At 53.1% G+C, this 19,231-nt stretch carries 16 protein-coding genes and 1 riboswitch; of the genes, 5 read left to right on the forward strand and 11 right to left on the reverse strand.

All coding sequences use genetic code 11. The features are described from left to right. Window positions 1-37: 37 nt before the first annotated feature. The 7 genes from uca to LC084_RS00915 all read right to left on the reverse strand — a co-directional run bounded on the left by uca (window position 38) and on the right by LC084_RS00915 (window position 9,045). Window positions 38-3,616 (reverse strand): urea carboxylase, encoded by a 3,579-nt coding sequence (gene uca / locus LC084_RS00885; RefSeq protein ID WP_226568546.1) that lies wholly within the window; start codon window positions 3,614-3,616, stop codon window positions 38-40. Between the two features lie 80 nt (window positions 3,617-3,696). Beyond that, the gene (locus LC084_RS00890) at window positions 3,697-4,332 is read right to left on the reverse strand and encodes an urea amidolyase associated protein UAAP2 (RefSeq protein ID WP_226568547.1); all 636 of its coding nucleotides are present in this window, start codon (window positions 4,330-4,332) and stop codon (window positions 3,697-3,699) included. 2 nt (window positions 4,333-4,334) lie between these two features. Beyond that, window positions 4,335-5,048, reverse strand: coding sequence for an urea amidolyase associated protein UAAP1 (locus LC084_RS00895; protein WP_226568548.1), 714 nt, complete (start codon window positions 5,046-5,048; stop codon window positions 4,335-4,337). Window positions 5,049-5,069: 21 nt separating this feature from the next. Continuing rightward, window positions 5,070-5,843, reverse strand: a complete 774-nt coding sequence (locus LC084_RS00900) for an ATP-binding cassette domain-containing protein (RefSeq protein WP_226568549.1) — start codon at window positions 5,841-5,843, stop codon at window positions 5,070-5,072. A gap of 24 nt (window positions 5,844-5,867) precedes the next feature. Then, a complete protein-coding gene (locus LC084_RS00905; RefSeq protein ID WP_226568550.1) occupies window positions 5,868-6,680 on the reverse strand; it encodes an ABC transporter permease in 813 nt (270 codons plus the stop codon). Window positions 6,681-6,694: 14 nt separating this feature from the next. Continuing rightward, a complete protein-coding gene (locus tag LC084_RS00910; RefSeq protein WP_226568551.1) occupies window positions 6,695-7,750 on the reverse strand; it encodes a putative urea ABC transporter substrate-binding protein in 1,056 nt (351 codons plus the stop codon). Between the two features lie 60 nt (window positions 7,751-7,810). Next, window positions 7,811-7,905, reverse strand: a riboswitch (guanidine-I (ykkC/yxkD leader). 204 nt (window positions 7,906-8,109) lie between these two features. Further along, on the reverse strand, window positions 8,110-9,045 hold the full coding sequence (locus LC084_RS00915; protein ID WP_226568552.1) for a LysR family transcriptional regulator: 936 nt from the start codon (window positions 9,043-9,045) through the stop codon (window positions 8,110-8,112). A gap of 170 nt (window positions 9,046-9,215) precedes the next feature. On the opposite strand from LC084_RS00915, the gene LC084_RS00920 reads away from it, so the two are divergent. Both LC084_RS00920 and LC084_RS00925 read left to right on the forward strand, forming a co-directional pair. After that, the gene (locus LC084_RS00920) at window positions 9,216-10,640 is read left to right on the forward strand and encodes a M20 family metallopeptidase (protein ID WP_226568553.1); all 1,425 of its coding nucleotides are present in this window, start codon (window positions 9,216-9,218) and stop codon (window positions 10,638-10,640) included. After that, on the forward strand, window positions 10,637-11,911 hold the full coding sequence (locus LC084_RS00925; RefSeq protein WP_226568554.1) for an MFS transporter: 1,275 nt from the start codon (window positions 10,637-10,639) through the stop codon (window positions 11,909-11,911). The genes LC084_RS00920 and LC084_RS00925 overlap by 4 nt, the downstream gene beginning before the upstream one ends. A 77-nt stretch (window positions 11,912-11,988) precedes the next feature. Here LC084_RS00925 and LC084_RS00930 read toward each other — a convergent pair whose 3' ends face one another. The 3 genes from LC084_RS00930 to LC084_RS00940 all read right to left on the reverse strand — a co-directional run bounded on the left by LC084_RS00930 (window position 11,989) and on the right by LC084_RS00940 (window position 14,339). Then, window positions 11,989-12,408 carry a helix-turn-helix domain-containing protein gene (locus tag LC084_RS00930; RefSeq protein WP_226568555.1) on the reverse strand — a complete coding sequence of 140 codons (420 nt, stop codon included), beginning with the start codon at window positions 12,406-12,408 and terminating at the stop codon, window positions 11,989-11,991. Continuing rightward, entirely contained in the window at window positions 12,405-12,716 is a 312-nt protein-coding gene (locus tag LC084_RS00935; RefSeq protein WP_226568556.1) for a type II toxin-antitoxin system HigB family toxin, read from the reverse strand. Before LC084_RS00935 ends, LC084_RS00930 begins: the two co-directional genes overlap by 4 nt. A 180-nt stretch (window positions 12,717-12,896) precedes the next feature. Next, window positions 12,897-14,339 (reverse strand): MFS transporter, encoded by a 1,443-nt coding sequence (locus LC084_RS00940; RefSeq protein WP_226568557.1) that lies wholly within the window; start codon window positions 14,337-14,339, stop codon window positions 12,897-12,899. Window positions 14,340-14,446: 107 nt separating this feature from the next. Here LC084_RS00940 and LC084_RS00945 point away from each other — a divergent pair, with 107 nt between their 5' ends. The 3 genes from LC084_RS00945 to LC084_RS00955 all read left to right on the forward strand — a co-directional run bounded on the left by LC084_RS00945 (window position 14,447) and on the right by LC084_RS00955 (window position 17,783). Then, a complete protein-coding gene (locus LC084_RS00945; RefSeq protein ID WP_226568558.1) occupies window positions 14,447-15,301 on the forward strand; it encodes a helix-turn-helix transcriptional regulator in 855 nt (284 codons plus the stop codon). Window positions 15,302-15,548: 247 nt separating this feature from the next. Continuing rightward, on the forward strand, window positions 15,549-16,565 hold the full coding sequence (locus tag LC084_RS00950) for an ABC transporter substrate-binding protein (protein ID WP_226568559.1): 1,017 nt from the start codon (window positions 15,549-15,551) through the stop codon (window positions 16,563-16,565). Window positions 16,566-16,700: 135 nt separating this feature from the next. Beyond that, the gene (locus LC084_RS00955) at window positions 16,701-17,783 is read left to right on the forward strand and encodes an MBL fold metallo-hydrolase (RefSeq protein ID WP_226568560.1); all 1,083 of its coding nucleotides are present in this window, start codon (window positions 16,701-16,703) and stop codon (window positions 17,781-17,783) included. Window positions 17,784-17,804: 21 nt separating this feature from the next. Here LC084_RS00955 and LC084_RS00960 read toward each other — a convergent pair whose 3' ends face one another. Then, window positions 17,805-18,887 carry a GGDEF domain-containing protein gene (locus tag LC084_RS00960; protein ID WP_226568561.1) on the reverse strand — a complete coding sequence of 361 codons (1,083 nt, stop codon included), beginning with the start codon at window positions 18,885-18,887 and terminating at the stop codon, window positions 17,805-17,807. Window positions 18,888-19,231 lie beyond the last annotated feature (344 nt).

Genomic DNA, 19,231 nt, shown 5'->3' on the forward strand with positions numbered 1-19,231 from the left:
TGCGCTGTGGCAGCCTGGCGGGAACACCTTTCTGTTATCAATCTACGGGTTCAATAATGGCAAGCAATTGCCCGGCATCTACCCGCTGGCCTTGCTGGCGCTGCACCTTACGGACCTTGCCCTGCACCGGGGAAACTACCGGGATCTCCATCTTCATGGATTCCAGCAGGCCAATCACCTGGCCGGGCTCAATGCTGTCGCCTTCGCTCACCATCCACTGCCAGATGCTGCCTGCCACCTGGCTTTCCACGCCATAACAGGCTTCCGGGATTTCATCATCGCCTGGTGTGGCGGGGGCATCTTCGGCAACATAGGTGAACTGGCCATCTGCTCGCCAGCGTGCCAGTTCGTCATCGAAAGCCGCCTGGCGCACAGCCTGGAAGTCTTCAATGCTTCGCGTTTCACTTGCCAGCCATTGCTGGTATTCCGCCAGGCTGAATTCACCTTCTTCAATGCGCAGTGGTACTTCGCCCCAGGGGAAACGTTCGCGCAATTGCATCAGTTCATCGTGGCTGACCGGGTAAAAACGGATTTGGTCAAAGAAACGCAGCAACCAGGGTTGGCTAAACTCACGGGTTTGCCGGTCACGGTTCCACATTTGAATCGTGCGGCCAACAAATTGGTAGCCGCCAGGCCCCTCCATGCCGTACACACACATATAAGCGCCGCCAATCCCTACTGAGTTTTCCGCAGTCCAGGTGCGTGCCGGGTTATATTTGGTGGTTACCAGGCGGTGGCGGGGATCCAGTGGTGTGGCAACGGGCGCGCCCAGATACACATCGCCCAGGCCCATCACCAGGTAACGGGCGTTGAACACAATGTCTTTCACCTCATCAATATGCTTCAGGCCGTTGATGCGCCGGATAAACTCAATATTGCTTGGGCACCAGGGGGCTCCTGGGCGAACAGACTGGGTGTAGTGATCGATCGCTTTCTGGCAGGCTTCGTCATTCCAGCTTAAAGGTAACCACAACGTGCGCGAAGGTACCCGCCCGTCGCGCAGGTCGCCCAGTTTTGCATCTGCGGCTGTAATGGCACTGATCAGTTGGTCGCGAGGTAACAGGTGTGGGTCAAAGTGAATCTGCAACGAACGAATACCCGGTGTTAACTCCAGTTGCCCGGCAAGGGGCGCATTTTCCAGTTCCTGCATCAGGGCATGAACACGAAAACGCAGGGTAATATCCAGGCGTTGTTCACCATATTCCACCAGTAAAAAGCGGTCACCTGCGGCCCGCAGGGTTAATTCTGGCATGCCGTCGCGCGCCGGGTCATGCAGCAATATGGGGGAGGGCAGTGAATCGGGGCTGGCTTCTTGCCCGCTTTGTAGCTCGCCAATTCCGCTTAGTGCATCTGCTGTGCTCAGTGTCACCGGAACAAACTGCACGCTGTCCCCGGCTTTAAGTTGCCCAAGCATCCATAAATCTGCATCTATGACTGTTGCCGGGCAGACAAAACCACCTAATGAAGGGCCGTCCGGGCCAAGGATAACCGGCATATCACCAGTGAAATCGACAGAGCCAAAAGCATAAGCATTGTCATGAATGTTTGACGGGTGCATCCCCGCTTCACCGCCATCTGGCCTTGCCCAGTTTGGTTTCGGGCCAATCAGGCGAATACCGGTACGGCTGGAGTTATAGTGCACTTGCCAGCGTGCAGCAAAAAATTCGGCAATGTCGTCCGGGGTAAAAAACTCGGGCGCGCCGTGGGGGCCATAAATCACCCGCAATTGCCAGTTGTTGCTCAGTTCTGGCATAGCGATATCGGTTGGTGTCACGTTGTTACGCACCGCTGGCGCAGCCAGGTGCAGTACATCACCCGTGCGGAGTGCCCGCCCGGCGTGCCCACCAAATTTCCCCAGCGTAAAGGTACTGCGGCTGCCCAGGTAATACGGGCAATCCAGCCCACCGGCAACCGCCAGGTAACTGCGGCAACCTGGACCGTTAATTGCCCCCAGGCTCAGGGTTTGCCCGCGGTTTACGGTAATGACTTCGCCCATTGCTACCGGGGAACTGTCTAACGTGGCCTCGATTGTGGCACCCGTCAGTACAACGGAGCAGGGCTGGTTGAATTTCAGCACAGGCCCGCGCAGGGTGATTTCCAGCCCGGCGGCGTCTGGTGCATTTCCCAATAAAGTATTCGCCAGGCGAAATGAGCGTGAGTCGTAAGGGCCGGATGGGGGAACGCCCACATGCCAGTAGCCTGTCCGGCCCGGCATATCCTGAATTGTGGTCAGCGTTCCGCCACTTAGTACATCCAGCGTGTCAGGTTGCCAGTGGATTTGGCTCAGTGTGGAGGTTAGCATGCGCCCGCCACGCACAGCCGGTTGCTGAAGAATATGCTGCAACCACGCCAAATTGGTTTCAATGCCATATAAACGGGTTTGTGCCAGAGCTGTGTTCAGTGCGTTCAGCGCAGTGTCGCGGTCGGGGGCATGGGTAATGACTTTTGCCAGCATTGGGTCGTACAGCGGAGAAACCTCGGTACCAGTCGCAATGCCGTGGTCGATGCGCAAAGTTGCACCGCAAACCGATGTGGGGAAACTGACATCACTCAGTAACCCGGCAACGGGCTGGTAATCTTTCGCCGGGTTTTCGGCGTACAAACGCACCTGGATGGCATGGCCCTGCGGTTCAGTTTTCAGGCTGCTCAGTGGTGCGAGTGTCCCCTGTGCCAGTTCCACCATCCAGCGCACAATATCCACGCCAAACACCATTTCAGTCACACCATGTTCTACCTGCAGGCGGGTGTTCACTTCCAGAAAATAGAAACGGTCTGCCTCATCGTCGTAGACATATTCTACAGTACCGGCACTGCGGTATTTCACGGCCTGGCACAGGCGGATGGCGGTTTGCTGAAGGGCCTGGCGCGTTGGTGCGCTCAGGTGCGGTGCCGGGGTTTCTTCAATCACTTTCTGGTTGCGCCGTTGAGCGGAACAGTCACGCTCGCCCAGCGCCAGTACATTGCCCTGGCCATCACCAAATACTTGCACTTCAATATGGCGTGCCCGGGCAATAAATTTCTCCAGGAAAACACCGTCGTCGGCAAAGTTATTGCCTGCCAGGCGTTTTACCCGCTCAAAAGCGGCCTGCAGTTCACTGGCGTCATTGCAGCGCTGCATACCAATACCACCGCCCCCTGCGGTGCTTTTCAGCATCACCGGGTAGCCAATTGCCAGTGCTGCCTGCAATGCGGCGTCACAGTCCGTTAATAATGCACTGCCGGGTAACAACGGAACCTGCTGTTGTTCTGCTAATTCGCGTGCCCGGTGTTTCAGGCCAAAGGCGGCCATTTGCTCGGTGGTGGGGCCAAGAAACTTGACACCTGCGGCCTGGCAGGCGGCAACAAATTCGGCATTTTCACTTAAAAAACCATAACCCGGATGCACCGCCTGAGCGCCACTTTCACGGATAATAGCAAAGAGTTTTTCCTGGTTAAGGTAGGTTTCACGGACGTTGCCATCGCCCAGCGACCAGGCTTCATCGGCCAGCCGTACATGGCCTGCATGCTTATCCGCTTCGGCATACACCGCGATGGCGGTAATACCCATCTGTTTCAGGGTACGAATAATTCGCACCGCGATTGCGCCACGGTTGGCAATAAGAATTCGAGTTAACATAAATCACTGGCCTCAGGCTATGCAGGTCGTCCTGCGTCAATCCTGGCGCGTCCTTGCGGGTCGTCCCGCAGCGCCCAACCTTACCAGACCGCGACTTCAATAGGCGTGGGGTGATAACCGTTGCAGGGGTTGTTAAGTTGTGGGCAGTTGGAAATCAGCACCAGTACATTCATGTGAGCTTCCAGTTCAACGTATTTTCCGGGTGCGGAAATGCCATCGGCAAACGTCAGGTCACCCTGTTCAGTCACGGGGACATTCATAAAAAAGTTGATGTTATGGGTGATGTCACGCCGGGTCAGCCCATATTCCGGGTGTTCGGCAACCGCCAGCATCCAGGAATCACGGCAGGCGTGCATATGGCGCTTTTCCAGGTCGTAACGCACGGTGTTACTTTCGGTGGCACAGGCTCCACCCAGTGTGTCATGGCGGCCGCAGGTATCGGCAACAATGGTCAGCATCGGGCGGTCTTCATTGGAGCGCAACACACTACCCGTTGTCAGAAACAGATTCCCCTGGCCGCGCAGTGTGTCGGTCACGCTGTAACGTTCTGCTGTGTCATCGGCATTAAAAAACAGCGTGTCGGCGGCCTGATTACCTTCCAGGTCGGTTATCCGTAATGTTTGCCCGGCTTCTATGCGGTACAGCCAGTAATCTCCGGCCGGTACAGCCATGCGGTACAGCGCATCGTGGGTTACTCGTGGGCTGGTTTGTAACATGTTCAGACTCCTTCGCTCAGGTAATAGAGTTGGTTATTGCGCAGGCCACGCTGGTTTTCTTCCCGTGCCAGGCAGTGCTCTGCCAGTGGTTTACGTTCACCATCAAGGGTGATACCCAAAGAGGCGCGCGGGTAATCACCACCTGCATGTAATGGGTGCGGGCAGGTGTGCAGCAGCACCAGTGTGTCCATGGCAAAACGCAGGCGGACTTCAGCACCCGGCTTGCTGTGCTGCCCCTGGTGTAAAGTGCCGTCTGCGCCCGCAGTCACCTGGGTGAAAAAGTTGATATTGGCGGCCATATCACGTTTTCCCAGACCATATTTCGCCAGCTCAACCAGGAAGCTGTCGTAGCCGTTCTGGTGGCGTTCGTTGTGGGCGGTCTGGTAATTCAATGCACCGAAGCGCTCAGCAACCAGTGCGGCGTTGCTGTTACCACAAACCGTGTCGTGCCAGCCAAAACTGTCCTCTTCAATGGCACAGAAAATTCGCCCCATATCGGAATAGAGGCAGTGGCCACGGCCAAGGCGGAAAGTATGCTGGCATTTCAGCGTATCTGGCGCGTTATACCGTTCCAGTAAGTTCTCCGGGTTGTAAAACAGCATGGCCGCATTGGCTCCGCCGTCAATGTCGGTCAGGGTGAGTGCCGTACCACGGCGCATCACTAGTGACCAGTGGCTGCCCGCAGGCAAAACCGTGTGGTAGTTCAGGGTTGTCATGATTATCTCCGTCATGGTGTATCAGGCTGCGCGGTTAACCAGTGGGGATTGACCGGCAGCAGGAGAGCCCGCTGGAGAACGGTCCAGCGGGATGTCGTAAGTAATGCTGGCACCAAAGGCATCAGGGGCGTGTGGGTCGTGGCGTACTTTATCGAACACCCACAGGCGTGAACCCAGTGAGAAGCCCTCTTTGAGGTCATGGGTTATCATAAAAATAGTGAGCTGATGTCGGGTCCATAGCTCGCTTATTAGCGTGTGCATTTCCGCCCGAATGCCGGGGTCCAGCGCTCCAAAAGGTTCATCAAGCAATAAAATACGTGGTTGTTTGATAAGTGCCTGTGCCAGGGCCAGGCGTTGCTGCATCCCACCGGAAAGCTGGTGGGGGTATTTATCTTGTGCTGCCAGTAACCCTACCTGGTTGAGCATGTTGCGTGCCCGTTCACGAATGGCTGCACGGCGGCGGCCAAAGACTTTGCCAAGCCAGCGGGATTCACTGAATTCCTCCCCGAGCATGACATTGCCCAAAACTGTCAGGTGCGGGAATACCGAGTAGCGCTGAAAAACTACGCCACGGTTGGCATCCGGCTCTTTTGCCAGGGGTTTCCCTGCCAGCAGTAATTCGCCTTTGCTCGGGGCTTCTGTACCCAGCAGCATTTTCAAAAAGGTGGTTTTACCGCAGCCAGATGCCCCGACAATGGATACAAATTCCCCTTCATCGACACTGACATTCAGCCGCTCCAGCACGACTTGCCCGTCGTAGTGTTTCTCAAGGTTTTTCAGTTCAATTAACGGCATAACAGTTCCTTACATGGCTGGCTTTTATTTTGCGTAGTACCAGGGGAAACAGCGGCGATTGATAAAGCGCAAAGCGAAATCGAGCGCAAACGCCAGCAGTGTTATCCAGGCGACATAAGGCAAAATCACATCCATTGCCATATAACGGCGCATCAAGAAGATGCGGTAACCCAAACCGTCGGTTGCGGAAATGGCTTCTGCTGCAATCAAAAATAACCAGGCTGAACTCAGTGACAGGCGCACCGAATCCATCAGCCTTGGCAGTAATTGCGGCAGTACCACGCGCCACAAAATCTGCCCGGAATGCCCGCCGAGGGTTTGGGCTTTCACCAGTTGTTCCTCGGGAATCGACATCACGTGCAGTTGCAGGTCACGCACAATAAACGGTGTGATACCAATAATAATCAGCACGACTTTTGCCAGCTCGCCCAGGCCGAAACAAATAAACAGAATGGGCAGAATTGCCAGCGGCGGCACTAGCGCAATTACGGTGATTAGCGGTGAAAGAAACGCGCGAACTACTGGCAGCGCACCACAGAACAACCCGAAGATCAGCGCAAGCAGGGCGCTGAGCGCCGTGCCCATTAGCAGGCGAGCCAGGCTGGCGCTGGTATCGGCCCATAACAGATATTCCCCGGTGCGTGGGCTGGGGGTAAACGCCATACGCATAATGGCATCCCCCATGGCATTAAAACCGGGAAGTAACTTGTCGGCACTGTTGGCGGCCAGCCGCGCATCAGACGCGACCAGGTAGACAACCAGCACGACTAACAGTGGCAGGGTGCCCAGCAGCAGGCGATTCATCGGCTGGGGTTGGTAGTTGATGATTTTTTGCATTGGGCACCTCCGGGTTACAGTTGGTTACTGGCAGCCATGCGGATAAATTCATCATCAAAGCGCAGTTTGATGTTGCCTGGGTTCCCCCAGTTGCCAGCAGGTGTCGCGACACCCACCACGTCTGCAGAAGGTGCTGCATCGCCTAACAAGCCATGGGCGAAAGAGAACTCGGCCACTTTTTGCATGGTGGTTTTCAACTGCGGGCTGGTGGTGAAGTCCAGTGCTTTTTTCGGTGTGTCGAACAGCCAGGTATCTGCCAGTTGGGCATCAAACCCGGCGAGATCAGTACCGGAATCCGTTGCCATTTGAGTACGGGCCGCCTTCGCTGTGGCGCTGTCTCCTTCCATGGTTTTCAGCGTTTCAAACCAGGCACCTACCAGCGCTTTACCCAGCTCAGGGTGTTTTTTCAGGGTTGCGGTATTCACCACCAATAAGTCGAGAATTTCGCCAGGTATCTGGGCTGAGGTGAACAACGATTTGGCACCGGGTTGTTTGGCGGCTTCTGCCAGTAACGGGTTCCAGGTGACAATCGATTTAACTTCTGGCGTGGTGAATGCAGAGACGATATCGGCATCAGAGGTATTCACGACTTTGATGTCTTTTTCACTCATGCCCGATTGTTGCAGAGCACGGGCCAGTAAGTAGTGAGAAACGGACAACTGCACCAGGTTGATGTCCTGGCCTTTCAGGTCCTTAATGGATTTGGCTGTTTTTGACAGAATGCCATCGTTGCCGTTGGAGTAATCCCCGACAATCAGTGCCGTGCTGTCCACGCCGCCAGCCGCTGGAATCGTCAGAGCATCCATATTGGTCATGGTGCAGCCATCGAACCCGCCAGCGGTGTACTGGTTAACGGACTCAATGTAGTCGTTTACCTGCACGAATTTGATATTGATATGGTATTTATCTGCCCATTTTTTCAGGATGCCGCTTTGTTGAGCGTAATCCCACGGCATCCAGCCCGCGTAAATGGACCAGCACAGTTTGAAGGTTGGTGTGGCGGCGAGTGCGCCCGTGGTGAACAGGGCGAGCGTGACCAGGAGCAGGGCGCGTTTACAGGCTGTGAGCATGAAATTTCCTCTGACGTTGGAGTGAATAAAAGCAGGAGGGCGGCGCGTAATGGTCGCTTATCCTCCCGGGCTTTTATCCCGCCGTGTAACCGCCAGAGGGCGGTCGATCACTCTCGGACCTGCGTCAAAAGACCGGAACCCTAGTGATCCATTTCCAGATTGTCTGGCGACACCGGTTACCCGCTTGTCACCCCTGCTGTTTTAGCAAGGCAAGAATGGTGCCAGTCTGAACAATATTTTAAAAAAATATTTAAAAACAGCTAGATAACACCTGGTCTTCAGCAATATTCTCCCTGTGTCCTGTGGGTGATTTTGGTGCAATGCTCGTAACGGGTGCACTGAACTGGCGCAATTTTGAGTTATTTCGGGGCAGGGTCCGCTGGAGGAAAATGGCTGTGATGTGCCTGAGTAAGTGTTGCCACCGTCTCTTCTAAAAACAGATTCAGGGCGGCTGAGCGGTTCTGGCTTGCCGGGGTTTGTAACTGCAGAGTGCGCTGGCTTAATGTCGGGCTGTCGATGGGTTTTAACACCATGCCATCCTGTTTCGCACGCCACAGCACACTGAAATGGCTGCATACCGTTACGGCTCCAGGTAACTGGCGTGTTGCACCATAGAGTGTCGCGAAATTATTGCAGCTCAGTGCCGGTTCCAGAAATGTGCCGGCCAGGCGGCAGGAAAGGTCGAACAGTTGGCGAATGGTGGTGCCGGGTTCGGGTAATGCCATGGGGTAATCCTGTAAATCACTGATGGCAATTTTGTCCTGCTGTGCCAGGGGGTGTTCCGGATGTAACAGCAATAATACCGGTGCAGGCCAGGTAGTCACAATATCCACATCGCGTTCTGGTGCCAGACTGAACTGGCAGGCTGCGTCACAGGTGCCTTTACGCACCCACTCGGCAACGGCCTGTGCTGTGCCTACTTGTAAGTCAAAACTCACACTGGGGTATTGGCGGCGAAAGCGAGCTATTAATCCGGGAAATAAATCAAACGCCATGCCATCGGTGCAGGCCAGGCGCACCAGCGCCTTACGCACCGCTTTCAGCCCCTGAATTTCTGCCACTGCGTTATCCATATCGCGCAGGCTTTTGCGTACATGGTTTGCCAGTATTTGCCCGGCATCTGTCAGGACCATTCCCCGCGCATGGCGCTGAAACAGTGTGACACCCATACGGCTTTCCAGTTTATGAATTTGGCGGCTGATTGCAGAACCCGCCACATACAGTTGCTGGCTGGCCTGGCTCAATGAACCGGTGGTGGCAACAGCCAAAAAATAGCGTAACTCATTATTTAACATCGTGGTTCCTGCCTGTGCGCCAAAAGTGTGCATATCAGCGTTATAAAAAAGGCAACGCATAATTGCAATTATTATTATTGTGGCAATGCTCTAGTCTGGTTTAGAACAAAAAGAAAACAACAACAACCCGCGCAACATGCAGTGGGCTGATTCCGGACAGGGTACACAACATGAAAACACAACAAGTGATTAACCAGGCGCTGGACTGGTTTGACAGCGGGCACTTCAAAGCGCTGCTGGCAGAGCGTGTAGCGATTGCCAGTGAAAGCCAAAGAACAGACCGGGACGAACAACTGCGCCGCTATTATGACGATGCGTTTATTCCTGCATTCACACACATGGGTTTCACCACAGAAATCATCCCTAACCCGGTTAACCCGGCCCGGCCATTTTTACTGGCGGTACGCGAGGAAGACCCATCACTTCCCAGAGTGATGGGTTACGGCCACGGTGATGTGGTTTTTGGTGATGATGCCCGGTGGAGTGAAGGGTTGTCGCCCTGGCAGTTAGTGGAAAAAGACGGTAAATGGTACGGGCGCGGCAGTGCGGATAACAAGGGCCAGCACAGTGTTAACCTGGCAGCGCTGGAACAGGTGTGGCGTGCCCGTGAAGGGAGACTTGGTTTTAATTGTGTGTGGCTGTGTGAAATGGGGGAAGAAATTAGCTCCCCTGGGCTTGCACAAGTTTGCAGCCAATTGAAAAACCGCATTAATGCCGATTTGTTTATCGCGTCTGATGGCCCTCGCCTTAACGCAGAACGGCCAACGCTTTTCTTAGGGTCCCGTGGGTGTATCAACTTTCGCCTGAGTATTCACGCCCGTGCGAAAGATTACCATTCCGGCAACTGGGGTGGGCTGCTCAGCAACCCGGGTACTCAGTTGGCTAACGCCATTGCCTGCCTGGTGAACGGCCAGGGGGCGATTCAGGTTGCCGGCCTGAAACCACCGGCGTTAACCGAATCACTGAAAGCCATTCTTGCGGATGTTACCCCAGCCGGAAACCCAGGCGACCCGCAGACCGATGCTAACTGGGGCGAACCCGGCTTAAGTGCGGCAGAAAAACTGTTTGGCTGGAATACCCTTGAAGTGCTGGCTTTTCTGGCGGGTAACCCGGCACAACCCATGAATGCCATTCCCGGCCAGGCAACGGCTGTTTGCCAGTTACGCTTTGTGGTGGGAACGGACTGGGAAAATCTGGCCTCCCATGTGCGTGCGCACCTGGACGCCTGCGGTTTTTCCATGGTGGAAATCAGTGAAGTACGGGGAACCCCGGCGACCCGTTTCGACCCTTGCGACCCTCTGGTGAACTGGGCACTCAGTGCGATGGAACACACCACGGGGAAAAAACCTGCGTTATTACCCAACCTGGGCGGCTCCCTGCCAAATGATGTGTTCGCCGGGATCCTCGGTTTGCCCACCTTGTGGGTGCCGCACTCTTACCCGGCTTGTGGCCAGCATGCGCCAGACGAACATTTGCCAGTGTCTGTCGCCCGTGAAGGCCTGGCGATGATGACCCATTTATTCTGGGAGTTAGGCGAAAACGGCAATGCTTTGCTCGCCGCTCACCGCCAGTACCAGGCCGGAGGTGCGCAATGACCAGTTTAGCCCGTGAAAACGACACAATTGCAGTGCGCCCCAGCTTGTATAAAACCTTATTCGCCACCTGTATTGGTAATGCGCTGGAGTGGTTTGATATTGCGGTATACGGCTTTTTTGCCAGTTATATTGCCCATGCTTTTTTCCCGGTAACTGACCCGTCCGTTTCATTGTTACTGACATTCGGCAGCTTTGGTGTGGCATTTTTAATCCGCCCATTAGGGGCCATTGTGCTGGGGGCTTATGCCGACAAACATGGCCGCAAAGCCTCGCTCTTGTTGTCCATCAACCTGATGATGCTGGGCGGGGCGATAATCACTTTTATGCCCGGTTACCAGACCATTGGCCTGGCAGCACCACTGCTGATTTTGGTCGCCCGCCTGATTCAGGGCTTTTCTGCTGGTGGGGAGTTCGGCAGTTCTACCGCATTTCTGGTTGAACACTTTCCTGAGCGCAAGGCGTTTATTGCCAGTTGGCAGTTTGCCACCCAGGGCGCAAGCACGTTGCTGGCCTCGGCGTTTGGTTTAGGGCTGGCACAGTGCCTGTCCACGGACCAACTTATGGCGTGGGGCTGGCGCATTCCTTTCGCGTTTGGGTTAGTCATCGGCCCGATTGGGTTATACATTCGCCGCCATGTACATGAGCCGCAACGTTATGCCCAGGCAGAAAAAAGTACTCACCCGGTGCGGGCATTATTTGGGCGGCAGAAAAGCCTTATCGCAGTGGCGATTGGGTTGATGGTGGTCTCTACCGCCATTAACTACATGCTCAACTATGTACCAACATGGGCAACCCGCACTTTGGGGCTGCCAGCCTCAACTGCGTATACCGCCACACTGGTCGCCGGGATTATTCTCACTGTAGTCACGCCGATTGCCGGGCTGGTAGCCGAGCGTTTTGGGCGCGTGCGCTTGTTATGGAGTGCGCTGGGGTTGTTGGCCTTCACCATTCTTCCGGCATTCTGGCTAATGAGCCGGGATGTGACTGCCTTGTCGCTGATATTGTTAGTGGGGTGGATGGCACTGCTGAAATCGGTCTACTTCTCGACGATTCCTTCAATGATGGCGGATATTTTCCCCATCAGCACGCGGGCCAGCGGCATGGCGGTAAGCTATAACATTGCCGTCACGGTCTTCGGTGGGTTTGCGCCGTTCATTTGTACGCTGCTGATTCGCACGACTGGCTCTCACTTTGCCCCTGGTTTTTACCTGATGGCAACGGTGTTCCTGAGTGTGCTTGCCCTGTGGCAGGCGCAGAAAAAACAACGCTGAGAATAACAGGCAAGGCACCAGGTGTTTCCCGGTGCCTTGCCTGGCATTAAAGCAGTTGGCCTAATGTAAAACGAGGTTTAAAGAAACCACTCAGGTTTTACGCCGAAGCGGGCGGAGAGCGCTTTAATGTGCGTAATGGTCAGAGAACGCTGGCCGGATAAAATCTGGCTTACCAGCGATTTTGAACCGATCTCTTCTTTCAGGTCTGAATAGGTGAGTTTGTGCTGGTCAATAAGCGTTCGCAGCAGCGCCACGCCGACCGGCATTTCAGCCTGGGCTTTATTGAACTCAGCGAAGCGGTCGCTGGTATCCTCATAATCAGCTATTTTGCTCGCCAGGAAGTCAATAAGCGGGTTCTCATCATCGTTTTCGATCAAATAGTCTACCAACGACAGTGCCTCCCGGTAATCGCTCTCTGAAGCGTTACTTCCCAGAAAAGGGACTGCGTCTACGAGTTGTCTGGTAGCTTCAATGGCTTTTGCGGCGTTGGTTATCATTCTTTGTTCTCCCTGTAATAGCGGGTCAACTTGTCGTATTCAGAGTGGGTTGTAATATGCTTGACGTAAAAGCGTTTATTCACAAAGTTAATGTAAGCGACAACCCGAAGGTTGTTGCCTCCCGCATCCAAAACCCACCATTTGTTCCAGTGATTAAAATTGTCCAGGCCCGGAATCAGTGTTCTCATCTCAGCCGGAGAAGAGAAATCTATTTCACGCACTAAGCGGTACAGTGCCTGTATGGCTAACGAATCATTGGGGTACCGCTTTGCCGCGTCCTCGAAAGGCTCCTTTGAAATAACGTGCATCTTGCATTCGTTCCATCCGTTTACATTATGTAAACACTATGACGCTAAGCTGGATGGTTTACAATATGTAAACGAACAACCCGCATTGCTGGAATATCCATTCAGCGGCGCTGGATACCCTGACCGGTTGCGTGCGCGCTGCGGCCAGGGAGCAGTTACAACCCTGGCAGATAACTCTGCTCAGGTGCGTGCCGGTGCTGCCCGCAACAGGCGAACCACACTTGCGGCATGCAACGCGAATTGCAGCACCATCATGAATCCCAGCACCAGCAGGCCAGCTTCCAGCGCACTTAACTGGTGAATATCATCACCGGCGAGGTGCTGAATATACATCGCTCCCGCCAGTGCTGTACCCAGTGCAATAGCGGTTTGCTGCATGGTGGTCATCAGTGCACTGCCAGCACCGGCAAACTGAGAGGGCAAATCGGTTAACCCAATACGCACCGAACAGTTAACGGAAAAAGCATTGCCAATCCCCGTAATTGCCATTGGGGCAATCAGGTCCCAGGGGGTTAGTGCCCCTTGCCGGGCGGTAATCAAATCAAATAACAGCCAGTAACCGGCCAGGTTAATCAGGCTGGCGCACAGTACCACCGCAGAGTAAGAAAAGCGCCCAAACCATTTTGCTACCCGTTCGGTATACAGCGAAGTAATGAAGAAAGTCGCCCCAAGAGCAATAAACGCATTGCCGGATTCAACAGATGACCACTGAAAGCCCGACTGTAACGTCAGGGCCACCACAAACATAAAACCTCCATAAGACGCCACCTGGAGCACCAAACTGCTCACACCTGCCAGAAAAGTACGGCGTTGTAACAGCGCTGGCGGAAGCAGCGGTATTTTGCCAAGCCCTGCCAGGTTCTTTTCCACCCGCACCAGGCCGGGCAACAGTACGATAACTGCCGCAGCACAGAGCCAGACTGGCCAGCCCCATTGCCAATCAGGGCCCCAGGAAATGGCGGTTAAAATCAGCGTAATCACCAACGCCAGGAGTGCGGTACCGTTCCAGTCAAATACGGTTTGGCCGTCTTGTTGGGTTTCTGGAATAAATTTGCGGGCAAAAGAGAGAATGACCAGGCAGACAGGCAAATTAATATAAAACACGCTACGCCATGACAGGCCAAATAAATCGGCGGACACCAACCAACCACCCAACGCCTGGCCAATAACAAATGACAACCCGCCAACTGAGCTATAAATGCCAATTGCCTGCGAGTGGCGGGTACCGGAAAGTGAAACGTGAATAGTGGCAAGAATTTGCGGCATCAACAGTGCTGCAGCCACACCCTGGGCAATGCGGGCGACAATTAACTGATGGATAGTGGTTGCCAACCCACAGAAAAATGAAGCAACGGCAAACAGCGCAATGCCCAGCATAAAGAGCCGTCGCCGCCCGTAGCGGTCGCCCAACCGCCCACTTAACGCAAGGCTTACAGCAAATGCCAGCCCATATAATGAAACAATTAAGCCTAACTGAGTTTTACTGGCATGCAGCGAAATACTCACTGATTCCAGCGCAACGTTAACAATTGAAAAATCCATTTGTGGCATCAATTGCCCCGCAACCAACAACAGCAGACCGGCCATGGTCAATGTGTGGCGCTCCGGGGACGTTTTGTTCATGAAGTGCTCCGAAAAGTAACAGGTCATGCTATATTAGCGTCTATTAAAAGGTGTACCAGAAACCACTAAGACGTGTACTGGAAGTATCTGTTACAGGAAAATCTGCAATGACAAACCCAGAACGGCTGGGCGAATTTCTCCGCCTGAAACGTAACACTATTGCTCCGGAAAGCGTGGGGTTAGGTAAACCTTTGCGTTCCCGTACACCGGGGTTGCGCCGGGAAGATGTGGCAGAACTGGCCCAGATTAGCACTGTCTGGTATGCCAAACTGGAGCGGGGAAAAGCCGAACGCGTTTCCCGCCAGGTGTTACTGGGTATTGCGCACGCTATGCGGTGTGACGACAGCGAAACCCGTTATTTATTGCAACTGGCCGGTTACCAGGATGGCGCAGGGCGGATTGAAACCTGCAACAAACTATCTGTAGCCAGTAAAAATTTACTGGAAGCGCTCAACCCGGTTCCAGCACTGTTTTGTAATGACTTCTACGACATCCTGCAGGTTAACCAGGCTTTTGAATATATGGTGGGGTTCGATGTGAACGCGCTGCCAGTGCACCAGCGCAATACATTCTGGCTACTGGAGCACCACCCACAGTGGCAACATTGGTTGGATGCCAGCTCACCAGAAGAACTGAGAAACTGTATGCTCAATGCTTCTGCCCGGGTGCGCGCAGCACTCGCCAGCAGAGTGAGTGAGCAGGAGTGGCAACTTCGCCTGGAGCAACTGATGGCCTCAGGGCCAATATTTCGTGAAGTGTGGGCCAATCACCGGGTTAAAGCAAAAGAGCAAATTGTGCGCGACTACCGCCATTGCCGGGCAGGCCAGATGCGGCTGGTGAAACAGTCCTGGTCGAATGCCAGTGGGAATATTTCTGGCGATTTACAGGTTTTCTTACCGGAAAACGATACGGATAAAGCCCGGCTACAGGCGGTTATGGCGCTGGTGCCTGCTGTTGTGTAACCCTCTTTTTTTCCGGTGTTAATTCACCGGATCCCTTTCTTTCCATTCATTGATTTTTCCTGGTTTTTTTCTGATTGCAGCTAAATAGCACAAATTGTTATGCGATATATATTGATTTACATAACGAATCTGCGAGCATATTTGTCATACAAAAATAAGCTGTTCCCTTCATTTCCAGCAACAACTTTCCCCCAATGCTCTGCGTGAAGCAGTGCTTTCCATGCAAAATGATTTCCAGGATAAAGTGATGAAACAGCAGGTAGCAGTCTTTCTTTTGTGTCTCACTTGGCTTGCCGGGACAGCCCATGCCAGCCGTCAGGTGGTGGATGATGCCGGTAATACGGTGACAGTGCCAGATACTGTTACTCATATTGCGGATGGTTGGTACGCCCACCACTCCATGTTGATGACACTGGGCGTTGGGAATGAAATCGTGGCAACGGTGAATCACCCCGACAGCCACCCGTGGATGTTTAAAATAGACCCGGCACTTAATCAGGCGCTACAGGTTCACGGTATTACTTTTAACAGTGAAAGCCTGGTGACACGCCATACAGATGTGCTGTTTGTAGCAAAAGGCAACCCGGATGTTGCCGGATACCGCCAGGCTGGGATCCCTACGTTGGAAATGGCTTTTACGGATTACCCGTCCATGGCGCGTTCGATAATGACCACAGCAGAAGTGATTGGTACGAGTGCTGCACGCAACCGGGCGCAGGACTGGGTTGATTACCTGCACCAAACGGTTGCCAGCATTTCTGCCAAAACTGCAACACTTACTGATGCACAGCGCCCGAAGGTACTCCATATTCAGTCCCTTAACCCGCTAAAAGTAGATGGCAGCGGCACGTTGATTGATACCTGGATTCACCTCGCCGGAGGGAGAAACGCGGCAGCGGAAGTGAAGGGGAATATGAAAGAAGTCTCCCCAGAAATGGTGTTGTACTGGCAACCGGATGTCATCATTCTTGGCCAGGGTTGTGGCGATTTTGCCCATTCACGTTATGCCAGCCTGTTTGCCGGGTTAAAAGCGGTGAAGCAAGGGCGGGTATGGCAAAACCCGGCGGGCGTGTTCCCTTGGGATCGTTATGGTACGGAAAGCGCATTGCAGATCCAGTGGGCTGCACACAAGCTGCATCCTGAGTTATTTACCGCTACCAATATGACCAGGATAACCCAGGATTTTTACCAGCGTTTCTTTGACTATTCACTGACAACCGCGCAGGCACAACGCATCCTGCATGCACAACCGCCAGAGCAATAACACTCCAGCCCCGCACAGATTGTTACATCTTTTCCACCTTGAAAGTGGTTACATTACCACCAGTAATAAGGGGAAGGTGGCAGTGGCTGTTAAGGGCGCTGTCACCTCTCTTTTCTCTGCTAAAGTAGGTGGCTTATGTATGTTTTGCTGGTGGTGGCAATCGTTGTATTTGGTGTGTTTGTCTGGCTAAAACAGCCCCAATATGTTGCGCCCGAGCGTGATGCAGGCGGTGAAAGTGCGTTGTATCGTGACGGGCAATTCAGTAACCCCGTTTCGCCTGCACCAGCTAATAGCGGTGGCTCACGGGGCGTGATTGCTATTTGGTACCGTTTTTTGTTTTTCAAACCAAAGGACGCCATACCGCAGCAGGCATTGCCTTCACTTAAAGTGGACCTGCATGCACTGCCTGGTACCGATAACGTGATTATCTGGATGGGGCATTCCAGCTATTTTTGCCAGGTAGACGGGTACAGATTTTTGGTGGACCCGGTGTTCAGTGAAGATGCGTCTCCTGTGCCCGGAACCAACCGGGCCTTTAAAGGCAGCAATGTTTACCACGCCATTGATATACCAGAGATTGATTATCTGCTTATCACCCACGATCATTGGGATCACCTGGATTACCCAACCGTTTCCCAACTGCGTGACAAAATTCGCCATGTGGTAACACCCACAGGTGTTGGGTCTTATTTTAAAAAATGGGGGTTTCCTGACAGCGCTATTACACAAGGGGAGTGGTACAGCACGGTTGAACAGGGCGATTTAACACTGCATATTTTGCCCAGCCAACATTTTTCCGGGCGCTTATTTAAACGCAACCCAACACTGTGGGGATCCTTTGCCATTATTACGCCGCATCACCGCCTTTATTTCGGGGGTGACAGTGGTTATGGCCCGCATTTTCAGGAAATTTACCAACGGGTTGGCGAATTTGATATCAGCGTGCTGGAGTGCGGGCAATACGACGATGACTGGCCGCGTATCCATATGACTCCGGAACAAACCGCACAAGCTGCGTCCGATTTACACAGCACGGCGGTTTTGCCTTCCCACAATAGTAAATTCAAGCTGGCGCACCACGCCTGGTATGAACCACTGGAGCGTATTTCTGCCGCCAGCAAACACCATAGCTGGCAGCTAAAAACCCCACGCATTGGTGAACGCATTAACATTGATGACCCGCAACAAGCATTTACAGCCTGGTGGCGTAGCCAGTAATACTGCCTGGTTTGTTATTTGTTATGTGAGGGAAACAATACAATCTCTACCCTGTTTTTTCGCTTCATATAACGCACTGTCTGCCCGGCCCAGAATATCGGTAAATGTTTCTGGCGGGCGAAACTGCGTAACACCAAAACTGGCCGTGACGCTACCCGCAGCACCAAAGTTGCAGGCGTGGATCTTCGCCTGTAATTGCCGGGCCAGGTTACAGGCTTCAGCAAGGCGAGTTTGCGGCAATAAAATAATAAATTCTTCACCGCCCATGCGGGCTACATTATCTTCTGGGCGTATATCGTCACGCAGTAAATGGGCAAAGCGCACTAACACTTCATCGCCCGCAATATGGCCAAAGGTATCGTTAACCTGTTTGAAGTGGTCAATATCCAGCATAATCAGGGATAACGGCGTAGGGCTGTCAAGGGCCAGCGCTTTTTCCTGTTCGAACAACACTGTCATTCTTGCCCGGTTCCACAACCCTGTCAGGCTGTCGCGTGAGGCACTCCAGGCCAGGTCCATTTGCTGGAGGTACAGCGTTTTTTGTGCTTTCTCTATCACCATCCCACCCAACAGCCCAAACAAAAAAGCAGACGTTATCCATAACAGGTGCAGGTCGATAAAAACAGCGTTCACGCCGCGGTTGACTGTCATCAATAGTGCCATCAACACATTGACTGATGCTGCACTGATAGCGTATTTAAGCGTCAGGCCTGAAACCGTAAAGGTCCAAAAAATACACAGGTATATTTCAGGCGCAAAAAACGCAAAATCGGGTTTTCCCAGATTCAGCCACAGATTGGTTGCCATGGCACAGACTGGCGCAATAGTCAGCAGCAGGCGCATCCACCGATATAGCCGGGGGTAATAGCTCATTGCCGTTATTACCAGTAATGTGCCTGGTACAATAAAACCATGTACCAGCAGGCGTATTTCGCTGAAGTTTAGCGCCATGCTGTATTCAATTGATGCATAAAGGAAATACAGCATGGCAGTGAGGAATGCCATATAGCGAATTTGTGGCACTTTGCTGCGTAAATGCCACTGCTGGAACCCTTGCTGCCAGGGTTCACGCAGAGCAATGCTCTCAGGCGATACACTTAACAAGGTTGCAGGTATCCTCAGATTGATGAAAAAGAAGGGAAAAGCGTGGTTTTTCCTTCTTTTTAGTTAGCAGCCGAAAATCAATAAATTGATTTTCCTGGTCTTTTATTAGGTGACATCCTCTCGTTCTGTGCGAACATGAGGCTTGTAATCATACTCAGGAATCCTGTTGGTATTTTGCTGTGTGTTTTTTTATTCAGGCTAACAGTACAGAGTAAAAAAACAATGAAAATATATCCGGGAATACCCTTTATTCACACAGGCGGTTATTGGCTGGCTGGGAAGTATTGCGGGAAAGTTTCGAGGGAAAGTATTGCGGGCAGGAACCAGGCCAGCCCGCAATAAAC

Source organism: Mangrovibacter yixingensis, assembly GCF_020523985.1.
Classification (GTDB): Bacteria; Pseudomonadota; Gammaproteobacteria; order Enterobacterales; family Enterobacteriaceae; genus Mangrovibacter; species Mangrovibacter yixingensis.

Excerpts from the sequence above, each read along its gene's own strand:
- LC084_RS00905 (WP_226568550.1), bottom strand. The coding sequence starts at position 6,680 with ATGCAAAAAATCATCAACTACCAACCCCAGCCGATGAATCGCCTGCTG.
- LC084_RS00915 (WP_226568552.1), bottom strand. The coding sequence starts at position 9,045 with ATGTTAAATAATGAGTTACGCTATTTTTTGGCTGTTGCCACCACCGGT.
- LC084_RS00935 (WP_226568556.1), bottom strand. The coding sequence starts at position 12,716 with ATGCACGTTATTTCAAAGGAGCCTTTCGAGGACGCGGCAAAGCGGTAC.
- uca (WP_226568546.1), bottom strand. The coding sequence starts at position 3,616 with ATGTTAACTCGAATTCTTATTGCCAACCGTGGCGCAATCGCGGTGCGA.
- LC084_RS00910 (WP_226568551.1), bottom strand. The coding sequence starts at position 7,750 with ATGCTCACAGCCTGTAAACGCGCCCTGCTCCTGGTCACGCTCGCCCTG.
- LC084_RS00895 (WP_226568548.1), bottom strand. The coding sequence starts at position 5,048 with ATGACAACCCTGAACTACCACACGGTTTTGCCTGCGGGCAGCCACTGG.
- LC084_RS00930 (WP_226568555.1), bottom strand. The coding sequence starts at position 12,408 with ATGATAACCAACGCCGCAAAAGCCATTGAAGCTACCAGACAACTCGTA.
- LC084_RS00955 (WP_226568560.1), top strand. The coding sequence starts at position 16,701 with ATGTATGTTTTGCTGGTGGTGGCAATCGTTGTATTTGGTGTGTTTGTC.
- LC084_RS00890 (WP_226568547.1), bottom strand. The coding sequence starts at position 4,332 with ATGTTACAAACCAGCCCACGAGTAACCCACGATGCGCTGTACCGCATG.
- LC084_RS00900 (WP_226568549.1), bottom strand. The coding sequence starts at position 5,843 with ATGCCGTTAATTGAACTGAAAAACCTTGAGAAACACTACGACGGGCAA.
- LC084_RS00945 (WP_226568558.1), top strand. The coding sequence starts at position 14,447 with ATGACAAACCCAGAACGGCTGGGCGAATTTCTCCGCCTGAAACGTAAC.
- LC084_RS00950 (WP_226568559.1), top strand. The coding sequence starts at position 15,549 with ATGAAACAGCAGGTAGCAGTCTTTCTTTTGTGTCTCACTTGGCTTGCC.
- LC084_RS00925 (WP_226568554.1), top strand. The coding sequence starts at position 10,637 with ATGACCAGTTTAGCCCGTGAAAACGACACAATTGCAGTGCGCCCCAGC.
- LC084_RS00920 (WP_226568553.1), top strand. The coding sequence starts at position 9,216 with ATGAAAACACAACAAGTGATTAACCAGGCGCTGGACTGGTTTGACAGC.
- LC084_RS00940 (WP_226568557.1), bottom strand. The coding sequence starts at position 14,339 with ATGAACAAAACGTCCCCGGAGCGCCACACATTGACCATGGCCGGTCTG.